The following is a 23,061-nucleotide window of genomic DNA, read 5'->3' as shown; positions in this document are numbered from 1 at the left end:
AGCCCCCTGCTCCGGCCCTTTCAGTCCGGGTAGCTGAACGTCAGCGGCAGCTTCACGTCCGGGTGGAGGCTGCGGGCCACGGGGCAGCCGTGGGCCGTCTCCTCCATGCGCTTGCGCTGCTCGGCGGTGAGGCCCGCCGGCATCTGGAGCTCCAGCACCAGCTCGCCAATGCGGCGCGGCGGCGGGGTCATCCGCTTCTCCACCCGGCCGCGCACCTCGCCCAGGGAGATGCCCTCGCGCGAGGCGACCAGGTGCATCGTCGTCACCGCGCAGGACAGCAGCGCCGCGCCCACCATGTCCGTGGGCGAGAAGCTGCCGCCGGTGCCGCCGTTGTCACGCGGCGCCTCGGTGACGGCCACCGTGCCGGACGGGCCGTGGGTGAGCTGCGTCTTGAACTGGGGCTGGCTGACCAGGGTCATCACCACGCCCGTGGCGGGAGTCTGCGGCTGGCTCATGTCGGCGCTCCTGAAGGGTGAGTCGGTGGGTCAGCGGACGAAGGCCTCGTGCTTCTTGGCATCGTCCTCGGTGGAGGGCTCGGCGTCCTCGACGCTCCAGTCCAGCGTCTTCATCAGCGACTTGCGGCGCTTCTGCACGTCCGCGTCGAGGAACTTCACCGCGTCCGCCATCCGGTCCATCAGCCGCATCGGCTTGCGCTTGTTCTTCGGCTCGTTGAGCAGCGCGTGCGTCAGCCAGGGGAACACCGCCGTCACGTCGCAGTGCACGTAGACGGAGCCGGTCTCCACCGCCTCCACCGACACCTTGCCCCAGGTGTGGCCCTCGCCGGCGGGGCAGCTGGACAGCGCGCCGTTGTCCACCGGGTCCACGCAGAACTGCACGTCGATGTCGAAGCCCGTCGTGGGGACGTTGAGGATCTGGTCCAGCAGCGGCTCGCCCTGCAGCGTGTAGTTCTTCGGCACGCCGCCGCCCAGAATCCAGATGGCCAGCCGCTTGCTGCCGTTGTGCCGGCAGAAGTGCTGCATGGCCGCCATGGAGTAGACGTCGTCGTTGATGTCGAGCTCGAACTTGAACTCGTCGCCGAGCAGCCGCTTGAGCTTCACGACGTTGAGGAAGATGGAGCCGTCCTGCACCGCGCCCACCCAGATGGGCACCGCGTGCTTGTAGGCCGTGGCCAGAAGCGACGGCTGCTTCACGCCGAGCTTCTTCTCGATCTGGTAGATGGCCTTGCCGAGCAGGTAGTGGAACTCGGGCGTGGTCATCTTCTTCTGGAACTCGGGGCCGCGGATGATGGCGGAGAAGAGCCGGTCCGTGTCGAGCAGCGCCTCCTCCCAGAAGCCCAGGTCGTAGATGCGGATGATGCGCGCCAGGCGGTACTGGAGGTCGCCCGCGTTGGGGTTCACCTCGCGGATGGCGTGGCCGATGATGCGGTGCGCGTCGTGGTAGAGGTTGGCGCCCGTCGTCGTGATGGCGGAGATGACGCCCTTCTCGATGAGGGGAATCAGGCAGCTCTGGTGCAGGCCCGCGGGCGTCATGGCGCCGGAGAGCGTGAGGAAGATGGAGGCGTCCTGCTCCATCGACTGGGACATCAGCTCGAAGGCCGTGCGCTCCTGGCGGCCCACGTAGGCGCTGAAGGCGTGCGCGAGCAGCTCCGCGGGCTTCTCCTTGCCGGTGATGGGGCGGGGGTCTGCCTTGCGCGCCCCGGAGTACGCGGCGCGAAGGGACTTCTTCGGGTTCGAGGAGGTCTTGGCCATGGCGCGGCGACATAGCACCCCGCGCCCCCCATGGGGAGCGCCGGGTGTTCCGCTCTGCTACTTGCCGCGCTTCTTGCCCCCGTCGTCGTTGTCGACGTCATCGCGCGTGGCCTCGCCCGGCGCGTCCTCCGGTTCCGGCAGACCCAGCACCCGGTCCCTCACCTGCTCGGCGGACAGGTGTGCCGTGTCGGACACCACGCAGGACACGTAGGCCAGCTCCGCCAGGGCCCGCCGCGAGCGCTCGCGGACGGCGGGGTCGTCCGAGCCGAGCTCCTCGGACGCGGCGGAGACGTAGCTGCTGGCCAGTGATTCGAAGAGGTACACCCGGTTCTCGATGGTCGTGTCGTTCTTCTTGCCCATGGGGTGGCCACTCTAGGCACCGGCGAAAAGCCCCGGGAGGTGGACTTCGACGCGCCGCGCGGTAGCGAACATCGCTGCGGCGGAAGGCCCACCGCCTTAAGTTGGTGTGCAAGAGCGCACGCTTCACGTAGGTGTGACGTGCACCACCTGCCCGGGGAGCCCCGCCTTGATTGACTTGCACTCGCACACCACCGCCAGCGACGGCCAGTACCCGCCGTCGGAGCTGCTCGCGCGGGCGGCGGCGGCCGGGGTGACGGTGCTGGCGGTGACGGACCACGACACGGTGGCGGGGCTGGCGGAGGCGGCGGAGGCGGCGCGCGCGCACGGCGTGGAGCTGGTGCCGGGCATCGAGCTGTCCGCGTTCATCCACGGGCGCGAGGTGCACATCCTCGGGCACTTCCTGCGGCCGGACGACGAGGACATCGCCCGCTTCTCCGAGCGGCTGCGCCATGAGCGCGACACGCGCATGGAGGCGATGCTGGAGCGCATGCGGCAGCTCGGCTACCCCGTGCGGATGGAGCACGTGCGCGAGGTGGCGGGCAACGCGCAGCTGGGCCGGCCCCACCTGGCGCGGGTGCTGGTGGAGAAGGGCTGGGCGGTGGACGTGAAGGCGGCCTTCGACCGCTTCCTGGGCACGCGGGGCGCGGCCTGGGTGGACCGGTACAAGCTGGAGGGCACGGAGGCCATCCGCCTCATCCGCAAGGCCGGCGGCACCGCCACCCTGGCCCACCCGGGCTCCTCGCGCATGGAGCGGCAGGAGATTCGCGCGCTGGCCAAGGCCGGGCTGGCCGGGCTGGAGGTGCTCCACTCGGACCACAACCCCAGCGTGAAGCAGAAGTACCTCGGGCTGGCGAAGGAGCTGGACCTGGTGCCCACCTCCGGCAGCGACTTCCACGGCGAGGCCGTCTCCCCCGACCACAAGCTGGGTGACGCCGCCATGCCGCCAGAGCTGTTCGCGAAGCTCCGGGCCCGGGCCGCCGCCTGAGCGGTGGGGTGTCCGCCACCCCCACTCCCCAAATCTGGGAAAAAGAGAGGAACGCGGATTTTTTGGTACGCTTCCCCTCTCCATGGAGTGCCCGAGCGAGACGACGCTGAGCGACTTCCTCGAAGGCCTGCTCCCAGAGGAGCAGCGCGTGCGCGTGCTGGCGCACGTGGAGGGCTGCGAGGGCTGCCAGGAGCACGTGGCGATGGGGGCCAGCTCCACGGTGGCCCTGCCGGAGGTGCTGGCGGAGCGGCCCGCGCTGGCCCAGGGCTCCACGCTGGCGCGGTACGTGGTGCTGGAGCGCATTGGCCGGGGCGCCATGGGCGAGGTCTACGCGGCCTATGACCCGGAGCTGGACCGGCAGGTGGCCCTCAAGCTGCTGCGTCCGGAGGGCCGCCACCTGGAGGAGCTGCGCGTGCGGCTGCTGCGCGAGGCCCAGGCCCTGGCGCGCCTGGCGCACCCGCACGTCGTCACCGTGCACGACGTGGGCGTGGCCGGGGACTGCCTCTTCCTGGCGCTGGAATTGGTGGAGGGCACCACCCTCTCCGAGTGGCTGAAGCAGCCCCGCCCGCTGAAGGAGGTGCTGCGCGTCTTCCGTGACGCCGGACGCGGGCTGGCGGCCGCGCACGCGGCGGGCCTGGTGCACCGCGACTTCAAGCCGAGCAACGTCCTCGTCGGGCAGGACGGCCGGGTGCGGGTGACGGACTTCGGCCTCGCCCGTCCCTCCAACCGGTGGCTCCGCGCGCCGGGGGCTCCCGCGCCCGTCGCGGACAGGCCCGGCCCGGCGCCCCTCACCCGCACGGGCGTGCTGGTGGGCACGCCGGCGTACATGGCGCCCGAGCAGCAACGGGGCCACGGCGTGGATGCGCGCTCGGACCAGTTCAGCTTCTGCGTCGCGCTCTATGAAGCCCTCCACGGCGTGCGCCCCTTCGAGGGCCACAGCCTGGAGGAGCTGGCCCGCGCGGCGCGCGAGGGACGCGTGCGAGCGCCGGAGCGCGAGTCGAAGGTGCCCGCGCGGGTGCGGCGCGCGGTGCTGCGCGGCCTGCGCGCGCGGCCCGAGGAGCGCTTCCCCTCCATGGACGCGCTGCTGGCGGAGCTGGCGCCGAGGGCCCTGCGCATCCGCACCTGGATGGCGGCCTCCGCGGGTGTGGCCAGCATGCTGGGGCTGACGGTGGGCTACGTGGTGGCGCACCGGGACGAGGCGCGCTGCGCCCAGGACGCGGACAAGCTCACCACCGTCTGGAGCCCCGAGCGCCGCGAGCGCATCCGCGAGGCCTTCCTCGCCACCGGCAAGCCCTACGCGGCGTCCGCGTGGGAGACCGTCGCGACCACGATGGACGCGCAGGCCGACGCGTGGCGCTCGCTGCGCACCGTCTCCTGCCTCGCCGCGCGCGATGACTCCAACGTTTCCTGGCAGACGGCGGCGTGCCTGGACGCGCGGCTGTGGCACCTGGCCGCCATCACCGACGTGCTGGAGAAGGCCGACGCGCAGACGGTGCAGAACGCGCCGCAGCTGATGGCCTCGCTGGAGGGGCTCTCCGGGTGTGTGGACGCGTCCGCGCTCGCCACCCGCCCGCAGCCCGCGGAGGCGCTGCGCCCGCGCGTGGACTCCGTGCGCCGCCGGCTGGCCGACGTCCGCGCCCGCATGGAGGTGGGCAACCACACCTCGGCGCTCGAGGTCACCACGGCCCTGCTCGAGGAGATGAAGGGGCTCGACTACCGCCCGCTGGAGGCCGAGGTGCTCGCGCAGCACGGGTACTTGAAAAGCCTCACCGGCAAGCCGAAAGACGCCGAGGACATCCTCTACAAGGCCCTGTGGGCGGCCGAGGCCGGGCGCGACGACGAGACGGTGGCCCGCGTCTGGACTCTCCTCTTGTGGGTGGTGGGGGACCAGCTGGCGCGGATGGACGAGGCCAACCGGATCGTCCACCACGCACGCGCCGCGGTGGAGCGGCTGGGCCGCGAGCGCTTCCCCGCCATCGCCATGGACCTGCACCTGCGCATGGGCGGGCTGCGGCTCGTGCAGGGCAAGCTGGACGAGGCGGAGACGGAGTACACGCAGGGACTGGAGCTGTCTCGCAAGGCCACCGGCCCCGAGCGGCTTCGCACCACGTACTTCCTCTCCGGACTGGGCCGGGTGCGCTCGCGCCAGCTGCGCGCGGAGGAGTCGCTGGACCTGTACCGCCAGGCGCAGGCCCACGCGCTGAAGGAGCGGCAGTGGAGCCCCGAGCACCCGGTGCTCGCGGTCAACCTCAACAACATCGCCACGGAGCTGCTCGCCCTGGGCCGCACCGGTGAGGCGCTCGCCACGTTCCAGCGCTCGCTCGCGTTGCTGGAGGCGGCGCGCTCGAAGGAGCACCCGAGCCTCGCCGCGCCGCTCAACAACCTCGCCGTGCTCCTGCGGCGCGAGGGCCGGCTGGACGAGGCGCGGCAGTCCTACCAGCGCGCGCTCGCCCTCTTCGAGCGCAGCAAGGGCCCGGACCACCCCAGCACCGCCACCGCGCTCGCGGGGCTGGGGATGGTGGCCTATGACTCGCAGCAGCTCGACGAGGCGCTCACGTACAACCAGCAGGCGCTGGAGCGACTCCACCGGGGCCTGGGGCCGGACACGCCGCGCGCGGAGCAGCCGCTGCGCAATCTGGCCCTCATCCACCTGCGCGCGGGCCGCCCCGACGAGGCACGCAAGAGCCTGCTTCGCGCGCTGACGATGCTGGAGAAGGAGAACGGCCCGGACACCGCGGTGACCACCGGCGTGCTGCGAGACCTCGCCCGGGTGGACCTGACGGCGGGCGGGTGGAAGGCCGCGCTCGCGCACTGCCAGCGGACGCTGAAGCTCGACGAGGCGACGCAGGGGGCGGAGAGCCCGGACGCCGCGCTGGACCTCTCGTGCCTCGGTGAGGCGCAGCTGGGCCTGGGCGCGCATGAGGAAGCCGTGCGGCTGCTGGAGCGCGCGCGGCGCATCGACGCGAAGGCGCAGCTGGACCGGCGGGACGCGGCGCGGGTGTCGTTCCTGCTGGCCCGCGCCCTGTGGGAGCGACGCTCGCCCGAGGCACGGACGCGCGCCATGACGCTGGCCCAGGAGGCCCGGCGCTGGCTGGAGGCCCAGGGGATTCGCGCCCGCCCGGAGCTGCGCGAGGTGGTGGCCTGGCAGGCGCGGCATCCCCTTTCCGTGAGCGAGGCCACCCGATGACGGCGCGTGCCCTCACGGCGCCGCCGCATGCGCGGACGCCCGCCGAGCAGCGGAATGCACTGCCCGCGAGCGAGGCCACCCGATGACACCCGGGCCCCTCACGGAGCTGCTACTGGCGCACGCGCCGCCCGAGCGGCGGGATGCGCTGAGCACCGTGCCCGGACTGGAGGCACTGCTGGAGGAGCACCTCACGAAGGGCCGGGAGGCCTGGCCCGACGTGACGCTCGCGCCGGAGCACTTCCTCCGTCACCTGGCGCGGCACCTGTCCCCGGAAGGTGCTCCCGACGACGGGCTCCGCGCCTTGCACGCCACCGACCTGTACCTCGCGTGCGCATGCGCCGCGGGCGAACCCCAGGCCCTGCGGCACTTCGAGCGTCACGTCCTGGCGAAGGTGGCCACGCGCCTGGGCCAGCCGCCCGGCGTCACGCTGGACGAGGTCCTCCAGGTGGCACGCCAGCGGCTGCTGCTGGGCGTGGCGGGGACACCGCCGAAGATTGCCGAGTACTCCGGCCGGGGCGCGCTGGGAGGCTGGGTGCGCATCGTCGCCTCGCGCATCGCCCGTGAGCTGCGCAGCCAGGCCGGCCGTCAGGAGTTGCTCTCCGACACGCCCCAGGCGCTGGAGCGCCTGCTGTCGGGAGGGGACCCGGAGCGCGAATTGCTCCAGGCCCACTCGCGCCAGGTGCTCACCGAGTCCCTCCAGGCCGCGCTCGCGGAGCTCACCGAGCGCGAGCGCGCCCTGCTCCGCCTGCACCACCTGCACGGCCTCACCATGGACCGCATCGCGACGATGTACGGCGAGCCCCGCTCCAGCGTCGCGCGCCACGTCGTCCAGGCCCGCGAGAAGCTCCTCAAGCTCACCCACCGCGAGCTGGCCACGCGGCTGAAACTGAATGGGAAGGAACTGGAGAGTCTCCTGGGATTGGTGCAGAGCCGGCTGGACCTCAGCCTCCACCGGTTGATGGACCAGGGCTGATACGCTGCGGGGCCATGGACTCGACAGACCCTGAAGTGACGACGCTCGTCCAGAACCTCTTCAACGGGGTGCTCCTGGGCGCGCTCGCCTATCTCTTCGTGCGCTACGTGCTGGGCGGCCTCTTCACCGTGGACCAGAACGTGCGCGCGGTAAAGGTGCGGCTGGGCCGCGCCGAGCGCCTCTCCGCCAACCTCACCAACCGCGACGGCCCGCTCTCCGAGGGGCTCGCCCGCACCGACGAGGAGCGCTACGTCTACCCGCAGCTGCGCGTCATCTCCTCCGGCGGCCCGTACTTCAAGTGGCCCTGGGAGCAGGTGCGGAAGATCTCCGTGGCCACGCAGACGCTCAACATGGCCTTCGACCCGGAGGCACCGGAAGCCAACCAGGGCGGCACCATGGTGGACGCCGTCACCAAGGACCAGCTCAACACCGGCCTCACCGGGCAGATTCGCTACCGCGTCTCGGAGAAGAACCTCTACGCCTTCCTCTTCGGCGTGAAGAACCCGGTGGCCCACGTCATGGGCTTCTTCATCTCCATCCTCCGCCAGCGCATCGCCAACTTCGAGGCCCCCCCCACCGCGCGCGAGCCGGACAGCCTGGAGGCCGCCGTCGTGTCAGGTGTGTCCATCAACGACCTGCGAAAGAACCTGAGAGACCTCAACGAGCACATGGACCACGAGTGCCGCGGCAGCGAGGCGCGCTACGGCGTGGTGCTGGAGGCGTCACTCATCACCGGCATCGACCCGCCGCAGGAGGTGGAGAGCGCGCTGGCCGCCATCAACACCGCGCACAACCACGTCTCCAGCGACATCAGCCTCGCGCAGGCCGCCGCGGACCAGAAAATCGTCCAGAGCCGCCGCGCGGTGGAAATCGAGACGCTCAAGGCCCAGGCGGAGGTGGAGCCTCTCGTCGCCCTCTCCAACGAGCTCTCGATGCTCAAGCGCAGCGGCCCGGGCGCGCTCCAGGCGTACCTGCGCAACATCCGGCTGGGGCTGTACCAGAAGGCGCAGGCGGTGGTGCTGGGGGTGAAGAATGGTTAGCACGCTCGTGGGCGCCATCGTCGGCTTCTTCGGCATGGCCATCGGCATCCCCATCTTCTTCGCCCTCCTCCGCCTGTTCGGCTTCTACGCCATCGTCCAGGAGCGCACCTGCCGGGTGTACGTGCTCTTCGGCTCGGTGGTGTGCACGCTGGACGAGCCCGGCTTCCACTTCCTCTGGCCGAAGCTGGGGTGGAAGGCGCTCATCGTGAACCTGGTGGGCCGCTGCCAGGTGGTCGACCTGCGGTTGGACCAGCAGTACCTGCGCAGCCAGGCGGTGAACTCCGAGGAGGGCGCGCCGATGGGCATCGGCATCTGGTACGAGATGTACGTCTCGGACCCGAAGCGCTTCCTCTTCGAGAACGCGGACCCGCGCGGCAGCCTCGCCGCCAACGTGAGCAACGCGGCCGTGCGCTGCCTGTCCAACATGAAGCTGGCCGCCATGCTGGAGACGCGGCACGAGATGAGCCGCACCGTGCGCGCGGAGGTCAGCCCCCAGAGCCACGAGTGGGGCTACAAGCTGGGCAGCGTCTACGTGCGCAAGGTCCACTTCCGCGACGCGAACATGATTCGCCAGATTGAAGAGAAGGTCGTCAACCGGCTGCGCCAGGTGACGAGCGCCATCCGCCAGGACGGCGCCAACCAGGTGAGCATCATCACCAGCACCGCCGAGCGGCAGAGCGCGGTGGAGTTCGCCCGCGCCGCCGCACTGCGGCCCCAGATTGTCGGCTCCGCGCTGCGGAAGATTGGCGAGGACCCCGAGGTGCTGGAGGCCACCTTCTCGCTGCTGGAGACACAGCGGCTGCTGGAGAGCGGCGCGAAGCTCACCCTGGTGCCCGAAGGTGAGCGCGGGGAGCTGCTCTCGCAGCTGCTGACGGCGCGCACGCTGTCCCGCACGTAGGTCCGGGCCGGAAGCCCGCGAGCATCCTGGCTCGCGGGCTCCCCCCTGACGGACAGGCCGCGGTCCACCGAGAGGCTCAGGCAAGCTCCGCGGCGGCGGCGAGCACCTCCGCCACCACCGTGTCCACGTCCTCGGGCGAGGTGCGGTGATTGACGAAGCATGCGCGCAGCACGAAGCGTCCGTGCAGCGTGGCGTTGGAGAGATAGGCGCGCCCGCGCGCGTTGATGCGGGCCATCAGCCGGGCGTTGAAGGCGTCACGCTCCGCCTCGGGGAGGCTCCCCGCGTAGCGGAAGCACACCGCGCTCAGCGTCGCGGGGGCGAGCAGCTCCAGCGCGGGCGCGGCGCGGACGAGGGCCTCCATGCGACGCGCGTTCTCCACGTCGCGGCGCATGGCCTCCCGGAAGGCCGCGAGGCCGTGGTAGCGCACGGAGAGCCACACCTTCAGCGCGCGGGCGCGGCGGGACAGCTCCATGGACTCGTCGAAGAAAGCGAAGCCCTCCACCGAGTCCGCCGTCATGGTGCGCACGTAGTCGCCGCTGAAGGAGAAGGCCTTGCGCGCGGCGCCCGCGTCGCGGAACAGCAGCACGCCGCAGTCCGCCGGCTGGTAGAGCCACTTGTGCGCGTCCATGGACAGCGAGTCCGCCAGCGACAGGCCCTCGAATTGCTCCGGCAGGGCCATGGCGGCGAGCGCCCCGTAGGCGCCGTCCACGTGCATCCACAGGCCGTGCGCGCGGGCGATGCGGGACACGGCGGGCAGCGGGTCCACCGCGCCGGTGTTGACGGTGCCCGCGGTGGCCACCACCGCCAGCGGGCGCCGTCCGGCCGCGACGTCCTCGGCGATGGCGCGCTCGAGCAACTCGGGGCGCAGGCGCCACGCCGAGTCCGTGGGAATGAGCCGCAGGTTCTTCCGCCCCAGGCCCAGCAGCGCCATCGCCTTGGGGATGGACATGTGGACCTCCGACGAGGCGTACACCACGCCGGAGGGAGCGCCCTCGTCGTTGGCGGGAGCCAGGGCCTCGCGAGCCATCGCCAGCCCCATGAGGTTCGCCGCCGAGCCTCCGCCCGCGAAGCTCCCGGTGAAGCCGTCGCAGCCCACCGCGCGCGCGAGGCTCCGCACCACCGCGCGCTCCAGGCTCACCACCGTGGGCGCGGAGCGCCACGCGGTGACGTTCTGGTTGATGACGCTGGCCACGTAGTCGCCCAGCACGCCCACCGGCTCTCCCGAGCCGAACACGTACGCCAGGAAGCGCGCGTTGCCCGCGCGGGAGCCGTCCATCAGCGGCTTCAGCGCCTCCAGCGCCGCGTCCTTCATCCCCTCTTCCGGCAGGCCGTCCGCGAACAGCGCGTCCGTGGCGGCGCCCGTGGTGGCGGGGGCGATGCGCCGCGAGTCCAGCTCCTCGAGCCACTGCTCCGCCAGCGAGGAGATGCGGTCGGCGAGACGGCGGAACTGCGCGGGAGTCACATCCAGAGCGCTCATGGGGCGCGCACGCTAACGCACGAGCGCCCCACCTGGAGCCCCTTCGCTGGCAGGATGGGCCCTTCCTCCTTCCACCCGGTGGGTGAAGCCATGGCGAAGAAGCGCCCCGACAGAGACCTGGAGAAGACCTACCCGCGCAAGGACTTCGTCGCGAAGCTGAGGCGGCTGGCGGATGCGATTGAAGCAGGCAAGGCGTTCAGCATCCAGGTCGCCGGAGAGCGCCTGCGCATCCCCGCCGACGCGCTCTTCAACATCGAGCACGAGCGCGAGGGCGGCGTGGACGAGGTGGAGTTCCAGCTCCGCTGGGAGCGCTAGCTCCGCGTCGTCTTGAAGCGGCTGGTGACGGCGGTAAGCCCCTCGGCCACCGCCTGCAGGTCCTGGGCGATGCGGGTGGTGCGCCCGGTGGCGTCCACGCCCTGCTTCACCAGCTCCGCCACGTTGCGAGCCCCCTGCACGGCCTGCTCGCTGGACTGGCGCTGCTGGCGCGTGGCGATGGTGATCTGCCGCGCCGCCTCGCTGGTGCCGCGCGCCAGCTCGACGATGCGCTGGAACACGGAGGAGGCCTGCTCGGCCACCTCCACGCCGCGGTCGCTGGTGGCCATGCCCACGCGCGCCTTGGACGCCGCCTCCTCGCCGGAGTCCTGCACCTTCTCGACGATGCGGGCGATGTCGCGCGCGGACGCGGACACGTTCTCCGCCAGCTTGCGCATCTCCGCGGCCACCAGCGAGAAGCCGCGTCCCACCTCGCCCGCCTTGGTGCCCTCCAGCGCCGCGTTCAGCGCGAGCAGGTCCGAGCGCTCCGCCACCTGGTTGATGACCTGGGCAATCTTGGAGACCTGCTGGAGGTCCTGGTTCAGCCCGACGATGGCGTCCGCCACGCCCTTGGACTCGGTGCGGATGTCGTTGATGCCGGCGACCACCTGGGCCACCACGGCCATGGCCTCGGCCACCGCCTCGTGCGTGCGGCGCGCGGCGGACTCCACCACCTCGGTGGAGCTGGAGATCTGCTCCGCCGTGCGGCTCAGCTCCTCGAACGTCGCGGCAATCTGCTGCGCGTAGGCGGCCTGCTGGCTGATGACGTGCTCCTGGTCCGCGGACGCGCCCAGCAGCCCGCGCGAGGCGCCGGAGAGCTGCTCCGTCCGGGACATCAGCTCCATCACCGTGGAGCGCAGCGTGCCGAGCATCTGGTTGAACGACTGCGCCATGAGCCGCACCTCGCCCGTGGCCGGCACGTCCAGCTCCCCGCGCGACATGTCCCCGCGCGTCACGTCCCGCACCACCTCCGTCACGCGCGACACGGGCTCGACGATGTTGCGGCTGATGAGGAACGCCAAAATCAGGCCCAAAAGCAGCGCGCCCGCCAGTCCCGCCACCGCGGACCCGTGCAGGTCCACCAGCGAGAACGCCGCGCCCTCCACACCGAAGACCGCCACGTAGGTGAGGCGACCGGCCGCGCAGTGCACCGCCACCGCCGTCACCTCGCCGCGCGCCGGCGAGCGGGACGTCTCACACGTCCCCTCCGAGAGCGCACCGGCGCTCTTCACCTGGACGTCCCTGGGCCGGGTGCCTTGTCCGTACACCGCCTCGCCTTCCGGACCGAGCAGCGCCTGGTAGAGCACGGTGAAGCCGCGGCTCCCGTCCGGCGAGACAGGCGACTCGAGCCGGCTGAACACCGCGGCCAGCTCCTTCCTGTCCGGCTCCGGAGCGCGCTCCGCCGCCAGCAGCGCGGGGTGCTGCGCCATCAGCAGCCCCACCACGCGCACCCGCTTCTCCAGCAGGTCCAGGCTGACTTGCCGCTGCCGGGAGGGGAAGTACACCGCCGAGAAGACGGCCACCGCCAGGCAGGGCACCAGCACCGCGATGGCCACCTGCATCCGCAAGCTGAGCCGGCCCCACATGCCTGTCTTCTCCCCGCCAGAGGTCATCCCCAGCTGATCCACGCCGCTGCCGACGTCCGGCGACGCTAGGCGTCCCTCCGCGGAGCGTCAAACGCGCCCCCCGCCACCCCCACACCCGAGCCGACGGGCGCCGGCAGGCCGGGACGGGGGGCCCGGAGGGTGGGCCGACAAGCTCCGCTTTTCGTCGTCATCTCAAGGGGTTGCAGCGGCGACCGAGGGGACTTTCCCTTTGACATGGCGCGGGCGGTGTCATTAGGTTCCGCGCGCGATGACTCCCACTCCACTCTCGCCCTACCTGCCGCTGGCAGTGGTCCTGCTGCTGGCCGGCGGCATGGCGATGCTCATTCCCCAGATCACCACCCGCCTGGGGCCCCGGCGTCCGAGCGCCATCAAGTCCACCAGCTTCGAGGCCGGCTCCGAGTCGACCGGCCCGGCGCGCCAGCGCTTCGCGGTGAAGTTCTACGTGGTGGCCCTGTTGTTCATCGTGTTCGACGTCGAAGCGGTGTTCCTGTACCCCTGGGCGGTCAACTTCAAGGCGCTCGGCTGGTTCGGCTACATCGAGATGCTCATCTTCGCGGTGACGCTCGTGGTGGGCCTCATCTACATCTGGAAGAAGGGCGCCCTGGACTGGGAGAGCTGAGACAACATGGCTGACACCGACATTGCTCCTGTTCTGGCCACCCGCCGCGATGAGGCCATGGGCTTCTTCCAGCGGATGGTCTCCAAGGGTCTGGGCTGGGCCCGCAAGTACTCGCTGTTCACCTACCCGTACGCCACCGCCTGCTGCGGCATGGAGTACATGTCCGTGGCGGCCAGCCGTCACGACATCTCGCGCTTCGGCGCCGAGTTCCCCCGCTTCTCGCCGCGCCAGGCGGACCTGCTGATGGTGGTGGGCACCATCAACCTGAAGCAGGCCCCCATCCTCAAGCGCGTCTACGAGCAGATGGCCGAGCCCAAGTGGGTGGTGGCCTTCGGCGTCTGCGCGTCGTCGGGCGGCTTCTACGACAACTACGCGGTGCTCCAGGGCATCGACCGCATCATCCCGGTGGACGTCTACATCCCCGGCTGCCCGCCGCGCCCGGAGCAGGTGCTGGACGGCCTGATGCTGCTCCAGGACAAGATTGGCAACCAGGTGCACCGCATCGCGGACCGCGAGCAGCCGAACCCCACGGCCGCGCGGCACGACCTGCTGCTGTCCATGGGCAAGTAGCGACTTTCACGCGCCCCACGCGCGGTAGTGACAGGGCCCCGACCGCCTCCCCTCGAAAGAGCGAAGGCGCCGGGGCCCTGGCTTTTGGCGGCTACCAGCGGTGGTACGCGGGGTGGCCCGGCTTCACCGCGACGAAGGTGCCCCGGCAGAGGGCCGTCACCTTCCCGCCCGCGACGAGCGTGCCCTCAATCACGGCGCGGTCGCCCTGAATCTCCACCGGCTTCGCCTCCAGGTGCACCGGCCCGGACATGGGCGTGGGGCGCTTGAGGGTGATGCTGTAGTCGGCGGTGACGGTGCACGGCGGCGACTCCGCGCCCTGCGCCTTCATGAGGTGGTACGCGGCCGTCCAGTTGCAGTGGCAGTCCAGCAGCGCGCCGATGATGCCGCCGTTGAGGACGCCGGGGAATGCCTGGTGGTGCTCCAGGGGCGTCCAGTCCGCGACGACGAGGTCACCCTCCACGCGGCTGCGGATTCGCAGGCCCATTGGATTGGCCGGCCCGCAGCCGAAGCAGCTGTTGTGGGGTGCGTAGCGTTCCTGGAGGCAGGGAGCGTCTGGGGTCGTCGACATGGCCCGCCACCTTACGCCAGCCGCCCTCCGGCGTAAGGCCCTGCACGGTGTCCAGCCACGCCTCCAGCGCGTACGCGTCCGGGCCTGCACAGTCGCCCTCGCACGTGCGCAGGACGCTTCCGTCCGCGCGTGGACTGTCCCGCATCCAGCGCCGCCCGTCGAAGGCGGCCGTGTCCTTCTCGCGGAGGATGGCCGCGTGGGCCTCCTCGCCCATCTCCACCACGCCGTCGGGGCGGATGCGGTACGCGTCGAAGGCGCGCGGCGCGCCGGGCCAGTGCCCCGCGTCGAAGACCTCCGGCAGCACGTGGGTGAAGCCCGTCTCCGCGTACAGCGGCAGGGGCTCGCGCGTGCCGCCGCGCAACAGCGGCGCCAGCGTGGCGCCGTCCGCCTGCGGCAGCGCGGGCAGGCCGGACAAGTCGAGCAGCGTGGGCCCCACGTCCACCAGGCGCACCAGCGCGTCCACCTCCGCCGGCCCGCGCCCCCGCCCCTTCGGAGGCTTCACCGCCAGCAGCACCCGGTACTCCTCGTCGGACAGCCGCGCGCCGTGCACCGGCGTGGCGCCCGCCAGGTCCGGCCGGTCCGCGTGGAAACTCTCGCCGTGGTCCGACAGCAGGACGATGAGCGCGTCGTCGTAGCGCCCGGTGCGCTTCAGCGCGTCCAGCACCTCGCCCACCTGCGCGTCCGCCTGCGCGAGCAATTCGTCGTAGAGCGCCTCCGCGCCCTCGCGGCTCCACCCGCCCTTCGCGCCCGGCGTCACCGGGGCGAAGTGCATGCGCAGCCGGCGCTCCAGCGGCTCGGTGGGCGGCACGAAGCGCCGGTAGAACGGGTGCACCGGGTCCCCGGGGAAGTGCGCCGCCGTGGCGTGGAAGGCGAACAGCGTGGGGCCCTGGCGGGACTCGTCCACCAGCCGGGACGCCAGCCGCTCCGCGTAGCCCATGGGGTCATGGATGCCGGCCAGCGCGCGGTTGTCGATGAACTCGGGCACCCAGGCCGCCCCGAGCGCGTGGTCCGCGAAGACGCCCAGCGCCCGGTAGCGCAGCTTCTCCAGCAGGAAGTTCACCGCGCCGCGCGGCGGCTGCAGGCGGGTGGCGAAGCCGGACGCCGGGCCCTCGAAGTGGAAGCGTGAGCAGTCCGTGGCGAACACCGTGCGCCAGCCCGCCTGGGCGAAGGACTGGGGGAACGTCGGCTGCAGGCGCAGCCGTGAGTCCGCCGTCAGCGCGTAGCGCACGCCCGTCGTGTGCGGCCACCGCGCGGTGAGCAGCGAGCGCCACGCCGGCTCCGTCTGGGCCACGGACGTGTACGCGCGGGTGAAGAGCGTCGCGTCCTCCAGGAAGCGCTCCACGTTCGGCGCCACCTCGCCCGTGCCGCCCTGCGACTTCAGCCGGTCCGGACGGAAGGCATCGATGCCGATGACCACCACCAGCGGCCGCGGAAGCCCTTCCCCGGGCCACCGCCACCCGCCCACCAGCAGGAGCGCAAGGACGCCCGCCACCGCCGCGCCCAGCGACAGCGTCCGCCGGGGCACTCCGGAGCGCGTCACGTACAGCGCGCCATGCAGCAAGAGCCACGCCCCCGCCGCCGCGCGCGGATGCCAGGGCTGTCCGTGCTCCACCAGCCACGCCAGCAGCGGCCGCACCGCGGGCAAATCATCGAAGAGGGCGGGACGGGAGATGGCATGTCCCCACGCCAACAGCCCGAGCAGCACCGCGCCCCCGGCGAGCTCCCGCGGCACGCTCCGCCCCGGCCCCCACGCCCGCGCCAGCACGGCGGCCGCCAGCGCGAGCACCGCGCCCGCCACCGCGTACACCGCCGCGACGCGCAGCAGCAGGCCCGGCACCACGGGGCGCACCGCCGCCGCCAGCGCCGCGTACGGGCCGTCCACCGGGATGTCCACGCCCACCAGCCCGGAGCCCACGAGCAGCCACGACTCCGCGCCGAACAACACCAGGCCCAGGGCCGCACCGGACAGCAGGCGCCACAGCAGGGGACGGAGGATGCCGGACAGGGAGGGGGCGGACATGGGCCCGCGTCTACACCCGATGACCAGATTGCAACAACAACGCTACGGTTGGAGCACCAAGGGTCACGAAACGTGCGTGTCCCCGGGGAGCGAAGCAAGATGAAGGGACTTGAGTGACCTACCCATGAGGCCGGGCACGGTGGGGAAGGCCGTGCAGTCCCGACAGCTCGAGGGCGGCCAGGACTCGGTGAGCCGCGCGCTGGACGCCGAGCGCCTGCGCAACGCCCGGCAGATGGCGGCCATCCGCTTCGTGGCCGTCACCCTCCTCTTCGCCGTGTCGGCCTATATGGGGCTCTTCCTGGGCCTGGGGGACTGGGAGGTGTACCTCCAGACCTTCGCCCTCTACTGGCTGCTCACCACGGGGGTGGCCGTGGCCGTCGTCGCCGCCCCCCGCGCGGCCCGGTGGGCGGGCCTGACGCTGGCCTTCGTGGACGTGCCGGCGGTGTTCTGGCTCCAGCACGTGGCCATCCCCGTGTCGCCCTCTCCCGGAGGGGTGGCGGGCTTCACGCTGGGCATCTACGCCGTGCTGGTGGTGCTGGCCGCCCTGTCCCTGCGCCGCTCGGTGACGCTGGTGGTGACGGCCATCGCCGCCATCGCCGAGGTGCGACTCCAGCAGGAGGCCGACATCGGCGTGGGCGCCCAGGTGGCGGCGCTGGTGGTGCTGGGCGTGGCCGCCGCCGGGGCCAGCCGCCTGCTCAACCGCATCCGCGCCCTGTCCGCCGCCGTCTCCGAGGAGACGCTCAAGCGCGCCCGCCTCGGCCGCTACTTCTCCCCGTGGGTGGCCGAGCACCTCCAGCACCAGGCCTCGCTCGCCCCGGAGCTGCGCGAGGTGACGGTCCTCTTCGCGGACATCCGCGACTTCACGGCCCTGAGCGAGCGCCTGCCCCCCGAGCAGGTGGTGGACATCCTCAACGAGTACTACGGCCGCATGGTGGAGGTGGTGTTCCGCAATGGCGGAACGCTCGACAAGTTCATCGGGGACGCGCTGATGGTGTACTTCGGCGCCCCGCTGGATGACGCGGACCATGCCGCCCACGCCGTCCGGTGCGCCCTGGAGATGGTGGCCGAGCTGGAGGCCGTCAACGCCGAGCGCGCCGCCCGGGGCGCCCCCGGCCTGCGCATGGGGGTGGGCGTCCACACCGGCCCGGCCGTCCTCGGCAACATCGGCTCCATCACCCGGCGCCTGGAGTACACCGCCATCGGTGACACGGTGAACCTGGCCAGCCGGATTGAAGGGCTGACCAAGAAGGCCGGCGTCCCGGTCCTCGTCTCCCAGGCCACCCGGGAGCGCGCGGGCACGGGCTTCCAGTGGGAGCCCGTCACCCACGCCCAGGTGCCCGGCAAGAGCCAGCCGGTGGCCACCTTCGTCCCCATCCGGACCCCCGCCGCCCTGGTCGGCACGGTGGGTGCGGGGTCGTGATCCATTCCCCGTGCCCGGGGTGCGCATGGCCCCCCGGCCCCCGCTCGCCCAACTCGGGCTTCTGGGGCTCCTAAGTGGCCTACATGGTTGAGGGTTTACGTTGACGCCCCCCTCCGGGGGTCCTTATAACGCCGCGAATTCTTCTCCCTTCAGTCATTGGGTTCCCCTTGAGCACTTTCGCGTTGGACAGGGTCTCCGCCCAGCTCCCAGAGGCGGTGGCGGATCGCTACGTGGACCGGGCTGGCGGCGCCTGGGCCGTGATCCATGCCGACTCTCTTCCGAAGGTCGCCGCCTTCCTGAAGAACGACCCGGAGCTGGAGTTCAAGCTCTTCGGCTCCATCGACGCGGTGGACCGCCTGCACCTGGCGGAGAACGACCCGCGCTTCGAGGTCGTCTACTTCCTCTATTCGCTCAAGCGGCACGAGCACGTGCGCCTCAAGGTGCGCGTGAGCGAGGCCCAGCCGGTGGTTCCCTCCCTGACGTCGCTCTTCAAGGGCGCCAACTGGTGGGAGCGCCTGACGTACGACTTCTACGGCATCCGCTTCGACGGGCACCCGGACCTGCGCCGCATCCTCCTCTACGAGGAGTTCCAGGGTCACCCGCTGCGCAAGGACTACGCGCTGCGCGACAGGCAGCCGCTCATCCCCGAGCGCCCCATCAAGGACATCTTCCGCGGCCCCGGCACCAGCGGGCTCTCCTGATCTGCTGAGGACACCATGGCTGACCACGCCAAGCCCCACGCCCCCGAAACGCCCAATCCGGACACCGACGCGTACGCCCACGAGTCGGAGCTGGAGGCCCACCTCCAGACCAAGCGCATGGTCATCAACATGGGCCCCTCGCACCCCGCCACGCACGGCACCGTGCGGCTGAAGGTGGAGCTCGAGGGGGAGACCATCGTCAAGATCGACCCGGAGATTGGCTTCCTCCACCGCGGCTTCCAGAAGAGCTGCGAGAACGTCACGTGGACGCAGTGCCTGCCCTACACGGACCGGCTCAACTACCTGTCCGCGATGATGAACAACTTCGGGTTCCTCAACGCCGTGGAGAAGCTCATCGGCCTGGAGATTCCCGAGCGCGCCCAGTACATCCGCGTCATCGGCTCCGAGCTGCACCGGCTGACGGACCACCTGACGTGCGTGGGCGCCACCGGCCTGGAGATGGGCGGCTTCGCGCCGTTCCTCTTCGCCATGGAGTTCCGCGAGCTGCTCCATGACCGCACCGCCGAGCTGACGGGCGCCCGCCTCACCACCAGCTTCGGCCGCGTGGGCGGCATCAACCGCGACCTGCCCGAGGGCTGGATCCAGAAGGTCCACAAGTCGCTGGACCGCGGCCTGGAGCTCATCGACGAGATGGACGGGCTGCTCACGCGCAACCGCATCTTCGTGGACCGCACCAAGGGCACCGGCGTCATCAGCGCCGAGGACGCCATCGACTTCGGCTACACCGGCCCGGCCCTGCGCGCGTGCGGCATCGACTACGACATCCGCAAGGCGAAGCCGTACTGGGTCTATGACCGGTTCGACTTCAAGGTGCCGGTCGGCGAGCACGGCGACAACTACGACCGCTACCTCGTCCGCCTGGAGGAGATGCGGCAGTCCATCCACATCCTGCGCCAGGCGATGGACACCATCCCCGCCGGCCCCATCATCGTGGATGACTGGCGCATCGCCCTGCCGCCCAAGCCGGAGGTGTACGGCACCATCGAGGGCGTGATGTCGCACTTCAAGCTGGTGATGGAGGGCATCCAGGTGCCCGCCGGCGAGGTCTACGACTCCACCGAGGCGTCCAACGGTGAGCTGGGCTGGTACATCGTGAGCGACGGCCGCGGCCGCCCGTACAAGGTGCACGTGCGCGCCCCGGGCTTCCCCGTCCTGGCCGCGGTGCCGCACATCATCGAGGGCAAGATGCTGGCGGACCTCATCCCCACTTTCGACACCATCAACATGATCGGCGGCGAGGTCGAGCAGTGAGCGACAACGACACGAAGAAGCCCACCGGTGACGCGCAGACGCCTCCCAAGGGCGCGCCCACCGACACGCCCGCGGCGAAGATTGGCCCCGAGCCGTCCAACCCTCCGGCCGGAGCGAAGCTGGACACGCCCCCCGCCGCGGCCAGCGGCCCCACCGGCACGCCCAAGCCGCCGCCCCCCGCGGGCCCGCCGCCCAAGCCCGCGCCGAAGAACCCGGGCTTCGTCACCTGCACCATCGACGGCCGCGAAGTCGTCGTGAAGCCGGGGACGAACATGATCGAGGCGGCCAAGCTGGTCGGCTCGGAGATTCCCTACTACTGCTACCACCCGCGGCTCTCCATCGCCGCCAACTGCCGCATCTGCCTCATCGAGGCGTCCAACGCGCCCAAGCTGGTGCCCGCGTGCCAGACGCCGCTCGCCGAGGGCGTGGTCATCAAGACCACGACGCCCAAGGTGAAGGAGCAGCAGCGCGCGGTGATGGAGTTCCTGCTGCTCAACCACCCGGTCGACTGCTCCATCTGCGACCAGGCCGGTGAGTGCAAGCTGCAGGACTACTACATGAAGTACGACTACCGCCCCTCGCGCCTGGAGGGCGGCAAGACGCTCAAGAACAAGCGCAAGGTGCTGGGGCCCCGCGTCGTCCTGGACCAGGAGCGCTGCATCATGTGCACCCGCTGCGTGCGGGTGATGAATGAAGTGGCCCAGGAGCCGCAGCTGGGCGTGTTCGGCCGCGGCAGCCACGAGCGCATCGACGTGTTCCCCGGCAGCGAGCTGGACAGCAACTACTCGCTGAACACCGTGGACGTGTGCCCGGTGGGCGCGCTGCTCAGCCGCGACTTCCGCTTCAAGGCCCGCTCCTGGTTCCTGTCCGCCACCCCGTCGGTGTGCACCGGCTGCTCGCGCGGCTGCACCACCTACGCGGACTGGATGTCGCAGGACACCTACCGCTACCGCCCGCGTGAGAACGAGGCCGTCAACAAGTCCTGGATGTGCGACCAGGGCCGGCTCTCGTACAAGTACCTCAACCTGGAGCGCGCGCTGAGGCCGCAGGTGGGCCGCCGCGCGGGCAGCGCCAGCGAGGCCGAGCCGGTGGTGACGCGCAAGGAGGCGGTGCAGGCCGCCGCCAGGGCGCTCAAGCCGCTGGTGGGCAGCACGCAGCTGGCGGTGCTGGCGTCGCCGGTGGCCTCCAACGAGGACCTCTTGGCGGGCCTCACCTTCGCCAGGGCCACGCTGGGCGTGTCCACGGTGTACGTGGGCGGCCGTCCGCAGGGCGCCGCGGACCACTTCCTGATGACGGCGGACAAGAACCCCAACCGCAAGGGCCTGGAGCTGATTGCCCAGGGGCTGGGGCTGAAGCTCGAGTCCTTCGACGCGCTGTCCACCGCGATGGGCGCGGGCCGGGTGAAGGCGCTGTACGCCATTGGCACCGAGGTGCCGGGTGACGCGGCGGCCTTCGCGCAGGCGGCGGGCCGGCTGGACGTCTTCGTGGCGCAGTCCTTCAACGAGTCCCCCGTGACGGCGCAGGCCACGGTGCTGCTGCCGGCCTCGGTCCACGTGGAGGACGAGGGCTCGTTCGTGAACCTGGACGGCATCATCCAGCGCTTCCGCAAGGCCTACCCGCCCAAGGGCGACGTGGTGCCCCACTGGCGCTGGGCGGCGGAGCTTGTGCGCGAGTTGGGCGGCGAGGCCGCCTGGGCGTCCGCGCGCGACGTGTGGCGCGAGCTGGCCGGCAAGGTGGCCGCGTTCGCCGAGTTCAACTGGGACAAGGCCTCTCCGCCGGACCGGGAGAAGCCGGGCATCAATCCGCTGCCTGCGGGCGCCGACGGGCGTCCTCCGGGGTACCGTGAGTTCGGTACGCCCCGGGTGAGGGGTATCTAGCCATGAGCCGCGTACTGACCATCCTCACCGCCTGCGTCACCATCGTCGTCACCATCTTCGGGGTGGCGGCGGCGGCGTACGTCGTGGGCGGCCTGGTGGAGGAGCACGGGTTCGCCGGTGCCAGCCGGCTGACCAACATCCTCTTCCTCATCCTCGTCTTCGTGATGATCATCGCCACGCTCCTGACGATGGCGGAGCGCAAGTGGAGCGCGTTCATCCAGGACCGCGTGGGCCCCAACCGCGCGCGCATCGCCCTGCCCGGCCTGAAGAACCGCGCGCTGGGCGGCCTGCCGCACATCCTCACCGACGTCCTCAAGATGCTGACGAAGGAGGACTTCATCCCGGGGACGGCCAACCGCTTCCTGTTCAACCTGGGCCCCATCCTCGCCTTCGCCCCGGTCTTCGCGCTGTTCGCCGTGGTGCCCGCCGGCCCGTCCGTGAATGTCTTCGGGCAGCGGGTGGACATGGTGGTGGCCACGCCGGACTTCGGCATGCTGTACGTGCTCGCCATCGCCTCGCTGGCCGTCTACGGCACCGCGCTGGCGGGCTGGGCCTCCAACAACAAGTTCGCGCTGCTGGGCGGCGTGCGCGCCACGTCGCAGATGATTTCGTACGAGGTGGCGCTGGGCCTGTCGCTGGTGGGCCTGTTCCTCGCCTTCTCCTCCGTGCAGCTGCCCGCCATCGTCGGGGAGCTGGGCTCGGCCGTCGCCGGCGGCACCGGCCAGGCGGCGTACCTGTGGCGCACCGACGGGGCCTTCGACCTGGGCCTGCCGGCGTGGGGCATCCTCCTGCAGCCGCTGGGCTTCCTCGGCTTCTTCGCCGCGTCCTTCGCGGAGACCAAGCGCGCCCCGTTCGACCTGCCCGAGGGCGAGTCGGAAATCATCGGCTACTTCGTCGAGTACTCCGGCATGAAGTTCGGCCTCTTCATGATCTCCGAGTTCGTGGAAGTGGTCGTGCTGGCCGGCGTGACGACGGCGCTGTTCCTCGGCGGCCACCACCTGCCCTTCGGCGGCGAGTGGCTGGCGAGCCAGCCGCTGATGCAGGAGCAGGGCTGGCTGTACGGGGCCATCCTCGGCACGGTGTTCTGGCTGAAGGTCGTCTTCCTCATCTGGGTGCAGCTGCTCATCCGCTGGACGTTCCCCCGCTTCCGCTATGACCAGATCCAGTCGCTGGGCTGGAAGATCCTCCTGCCCATGGGCCTGGTGAACGTGTTCCTCAGCGGCGCGCTGGTGCTGTGGGATCCGTCCCTGCGGGCGCTGGCGGTGGTGGGCATGCTGGAGATTGCCTTCATCGTGGTGCTGACGCTGACGACCAAGGAACCGGCGGAGGGCGGGGCGCACGGCGGCGCCCATGGCGCCCACGGCCATGACGACCACGGGCACGGACTGCCCGCCGGCGCGCACGCGGCCCACGGCCTTCCGGCCCACGGCGCGGCCCCGGCCTCCACGCACTAGCTTCCCACCGGC

The 23,061-nt window shown here is 71.3% G+C and carries 20 protein-coding genes; 13 read left to right on the top strand and 7 right to left on the bottom strand.

Annotation, left to right across the window (positions count from 1 at the left end; genetic code table 11):
• Positions 1-20: 20 nt before the first annotated feature.
• The 3 genes from ACX9TP_RS15545 to ACX9TP_RS15535 are packed head-to-tail and all read right to left on the bottom strand — an operon-like array spanning position 21 to position 2,069.
• Positions 21-455, bottom strand: a complete 435-nt coding sequence (locus tag ACX9TP_RS15545) for an OsmC family protein (RefSeq protein WP_163997005.1) — start codon at positions 453-455, stop codon at positions 21-23.
• A 30-nt stretch (positions 456-485) separates the two neighbouring features.
• Positions 486-1,709, bottom strand: coding sequence for a deoxyhypusine synthase family protein (locus ACX9TP_RS15540; protein ID WP_482980505.1), 1,224 nt, complete (start codon positions 1,707-1,709; stop codon positions 486-488).
• A gap of 57 nt (positions 1,710-1,766) precedes the next feature.
• On the bottom strand, positions 1,767-2,069 hold the full coding sequence (locus tag ACX9TP_RS15535) for a hypothetical protein (protein ID WP_482980504.1): 303 nt from the start codon (positions 2,067-2,069) through the stop codon (positions 1,767-1,769).
• 166 nt (positions 2,070-2,235) lie between these two features.
• Between ACX9TP_RS15535 and ACX9TP_RS15530 the strand changes: the two genes are divergently transcribed.
• The 5 genes from ACX9TP_RS15530 (at position 2,236) to ACX9TP_RS15510 (ending at position 9,152) form a co-directional block, all read left to right on the top strand.
• Positions 2,236-3,054, top strand: coding sequence for a PHP domain-containing protein (locus ACX9TP_RS15530; RefSeq protein WP_482980503.1), 819 nt, complete (start codon positions 2,236-2,238; stop codon positions 3,052-3,054).
• An 82-nt stretch (positions 3,055-3,136) separates the two neighbouring features.
• Positions 3,137-6,241 (top strand): tetratricopeptide repeat protein, encoded by a 3,105-nt coding sequence (locus tag ACX9TP_RS15525; RefSeq protein ID WP_482980502.1) that lies wholly within the window; start codon positions 3,137-3,139, stop codon positions 6,239-6,241.
• Positions 6,242-6,323: 82 nt separating this feature from the next.
• Positions 6,324-7,214 (top strand): sigma-70 family RNA polymerase sigma factor, encoded by an 891-nt coding sequence (locus tag ACX9TP_RS15520; RefSeq protein ID WP_482980501.1) that lies wholly within the window; start codon positions 6,324-6,326, stop codon positions 7,212-7,214.
• Between the two features lie 14 nt (positions 7,215-7,228).
• On the top strand, positions 7,229-8,254 hold the full coding sequence (locus tag ACX9TP_RS15515) for an SPFH domain-containing protein (RefSeq protein ID WP_482980500.1): 1,026 nt from the start codon (positions 7,229-7,231) through the stop codon (positions 8,252-8,254).
• Entirely contained in the window at positions 8,247-9,152 is a 906-nt protein-coding gene (locus tag ACX9TP_RS15510; RefSeq protein WP_482980499.1) for an SPFH domain-containing protein, read from the top strand. The genes ACX9TP_RS15515 and ACX9TP_RS15510 overlap by 8 nt, the downstream gene beginning before the upstream one ends.
• A 76-nt stretch (positions 9,153-9,228) precedes the next feature.
• On the opposite strand, the gene ACX9TP_RS15505 is transcribed toward ACX9TP_RS15510, so the two are convergent.
• A complete protein-coding gene (locus tag ACX9TP_RS15505; RefSeq protein ID WP_482980498.1) occupies positions 9,229-10,629 on the bottom strand; it encodes a pyridoxal phosphate-dependent decarboxylase family protein in 1,401 nt (466 codons plus the stop codon).
• A 90-nt stretch (positions 10,630-10,719) separates the two neighbouring features.
• Between ACX9TP_RS15505 and ACX9TP_RS15500 the strand changes: the two genes are divergently transcribed.
• Positions 10,720-10,944, top strand: a complete 225-nt coding sequence (locus ACX9TP_RS15500; protein WP_482980497.1) for an amphi-Trp domain-containing protein — start codon at positions 10,720-10,722, stop codon at positions 10,942-10,944.
• On the opposite strand, the gene ACX9TP_RS15495 is transcribed toward ACX9TP_RS15500, so the two are convergent.
• Positions 10,941-12,554 (bottom strand): methyl-accepting chemotaxis protein, encoded by a 1,614-nt coding sequence (locus ACX9TP_RS15495; protein WP_482980496.1) that lies wholly within the window; start codon positions 12,552-12,554, stop codon positions 10,941-10,943. The two genes, ACX9TP_RS15500 and ACX9TP_RS15495, sit on opposite strands and share 4 nt — an antisense overlap.
• A 241-nt stretch (positions 12,555-12,795) precedes the next feature.
• Here ACX9TP_RS15495 and ACX9TP_RS15490 point away from each other — a divergent pair, with 241 nt between their 5' ends.
• Entirely contained in the window at positions 12,796-13,167 is a 372-nt protein-coding gene (locus ACX9TP_RS15490; RefSeq protein ID WP_267854970.1) for an NADH-quinone oxidoreductase subunit A, read from the top strand.
• A 6-nt stretch (positions 13,168-13,173) separates the two neighbouring features.
• The gene (locus ACX9TP_RS15485) at positions 13,174-13,737 is read left to right on the top strand and encodes an NADH-quinone oxidoreductase subunit B (RefSeq protein ID WP_163996993.1); all 564 of its coding nucleotides are present in this window, start codon (positions 13,174-13,176) and stop codon (positions 13,735-13,737) included.
• A gap of 91 nt (positions 13,738-13,828) precedes the next feature.
• Here ACX9TP_RS15485 and ACX9TP_RS15480 read toward each other — a convergent pair whose 3' ends face one another.
• Positions 13,829-14,221, bottom strand: a complete 393-nt coding sequence (locus tag ACX9TP_RS15480; protein WP_482980495.1) for a PaaI family thioesterase — start codon at positions 14,219-14,221, stop codon at positions 13,829-13,831.
• On the bottom strand, positions 14,187-16,325 hold the full coding sequence (locus tag ACX9TP_RS15475) for a sulfatase-like hydrolase/transferase (RefSeq protein WP_482980494.1): 2,139 nt from the start codon (positions 16,323-16,325) through the stop codon (positions 14,187-14,189). Before ACX9TP_RS15475 ends, ACX9TP_RS15480 begins: the two co-directional genes overlap by 35 nt.
• Before the next feature lie 124 nt (positions 16,326-16,449).
• On the opposite strand from ACX9TP_RS15475, the gene ACX9TP_RS15470 reads away from it, so the two are divergent.
• The 5 genes from ACX9TP_RS15470 to ACX9TP_RS15450 all read left to right on the top strand — a co-directional run bounded on the left by ACX9TP_RS15470 (position 16,450) and on the right by ACX9TP_RS15450 (position 23,049).
• Positions 16,450-17,745: an adenylate/guanylate cyclase domain-containing protein gene (locus tag ACX9TP_RS15470; protein WP_482980493.1), complete on the top strand. Its 1,296-nt coding sequence runs from the start codon at positions 16,450-16,452 to the stop codon at positions 17,743-17,745.
• A gap of 182 nt (positions 17,746-17,927) precedes the next feature.
• On the top strand, positions 17,928-18,446 hold the full coding sequence (locus tag ACX9TP_RS15465) for an NADH-quinone oxidoreductase subunit C (RefSeq protein ID WP_482982177.1): 519 nt from the start codon (positions 17,928-17,930) through the stop codon (positions 18,444-18,446).
• Between the two features lie 15 nt (positions 18,447-18,461).
• Complete coding sequence (gene nuoD, locus ACX9TP_RS15460) at positions 18,462-19,718, top strand: NADH dehydrogenase (quinone) subunit D (protein WP_482980492.1); 1,257 nt, start codon at positions 18,462-18,464, stop codon at positions 19,716-19,718.
• Positions 19,715-21,595, top strand: a complete 1,881-nt coding sequence (locus ACX9TP_RS15455; protein WP_482980491.1) for an NADH-quinone oxidoreductase subunit G — start codon at positions 19,715-19,717, stop codon at positions 21,593-21,595. The genes nuoD and ACX9TP_RS15455 overlap by 4 nt, the downstream gene beginning before the upstream one ends.
• A gap of 2 nt (positions 21,596-21,597) precedes the next feature.
• A complete protein-coding gene (locus ACX9TP_RS15450) occupies positions 21,598-23,049 on the top strand; it encodes a complex I subunit 1/NuoH family protein (RefSeq protein WP_482980490.1) in 1,452 nt (483 codons plus the stop codon).
• Positions 23,050-23,061: the final 12 nt, after the last annotated feature.

Source organism: Pyxidicoccus sp. M15 (assembly GCF_056858435.1).
Note: the sequence above shows the minus strand (reverse complement) of the source record. Positions and strands in the feature narration are given on the sequence as shown.

Bases quoted from the DNA above. Each gene is read 5' to 3' on its own strand.
- ACX9TP_RS15545 (WP_163997005.1), bottom strand. From the start codon at position 455: ATGAGCCAGCCGCAGACTCCCGCCACGGGCGTGGTGATGACCCTGGTC.
- ACX9TP_RS15540 (WP_482980505.1), bottom strand. From the start codon at position 1,709: ATGGCCAAGACCTCCTCGAACCCGAAGAAGTCCCTTCGCGCCGCGTAC.
- ACX9TP_RS15535 (WP_482980504.1), bottom strand. From the start codon at position 2,069: ATGGGCAAGAAGAACGACACGACCATCGAGAACCGGGTGTACCTCTTC.
- ACX9TP_RS15525 (WP_482980502.1), top strand. From the start codon at position 3,137: ATGGAGTGCCCGAGCGAGACGACGCTGAGCGACTTCCTCGAAGGCCTG.
- ACX9TP_RS15520 (WP_482980501.1), top strand. From the start codon at position 6,324: ATGACACCCGGGCCCCTCACGGAGCTGCTACTGGCGCACGCGCCGCCC.
- ACX9TP_RS15515 (WP_482980500.1), top strand. From the start codon at position 7,229: ATGGACTCGACAGACCCTGAAGTGACGACGCTCGTCCAGAACCTCTTC.
- ACX9TP_RS15510 (WP_482980499.1), top strand. From the start codon at position 8,247: ATGGTTAGCACGCTCGTGGGCGCCATCGTCGGCTTCTTCGGCATGGCC.
- ACX9TP_RS15505 (WP_482980498.1), bottom strand. From the start codon at position 10,629: ATGAGCGCTCTGGATGTGACTCCCGCGCAGTTCCGCCGTCTCGCCGAC.
- ACX9TP_RS15500 (WP_482980497.1), top strand. From the start codon at position 10,720: ATGGCGAAGAAGCGCCCCGACAGAGACCTGGAGAAGACCTACCCGCGC.
- ACX9TP_RS15495 (WP_482980496.1), bottom strand. From the start codon at position 12,554: ATGACCTCTGGCGGGGAGAAGACAGGCATGTGGGGCCGGCTCAGCTTG.
- ACX9TP_RS15490 (WP_267854970.1), top strand. From the start codon at position 12,796: ATGACTCCCACTCCACTCTCGCCCTACCTGCCGCTGGCAGTGGTCCTG.
- ACX9TP_RS15485 (WP_163996993.1), top strand. From the start codon at position 13,174: ATGGCTGACACCGACATTGCTCCTGTTCTGGCCACCCGCCGCGATGAG.
- ACX9TP_RS15480 (WP_482980495.1), bottom strand. From the start codon at position 14,221: ATGGGCCTGCGAATCCGCAGCCGCGTGGAGGGTGACCTCGTCGTCGCG.
- ACX9TP_RS15475 (WP_482980494.1), bottom strand. From the start codon at position 16,325: ATGTCCGCCCCCTCCCTGTCCGGCATCCTCCGTCCCCTGCTGTGGCGC.
- ACX9TP_RS15470 (WP_482980493.1), top strand. From the start codon at position 16,450: ATGAGGCCGGGCACGGTGGGGAAGGCCGTGCAGTCCCGACAGCTCGAG.
- nuoD (WP_482980492.1), top strand. From the start codon at position 18,462: ATGGCTGACCACGCCAAGCCCCACGCCCCCGAAACGCCCAATCCGGAC.
- ACX9TP_RS15450 (WP_482980490.1), top strand. From the start codon at position 21,598: ATGAGCCGCGTACTGACCATCCTCACCGCCTGCGTCACCATCGTCGTC.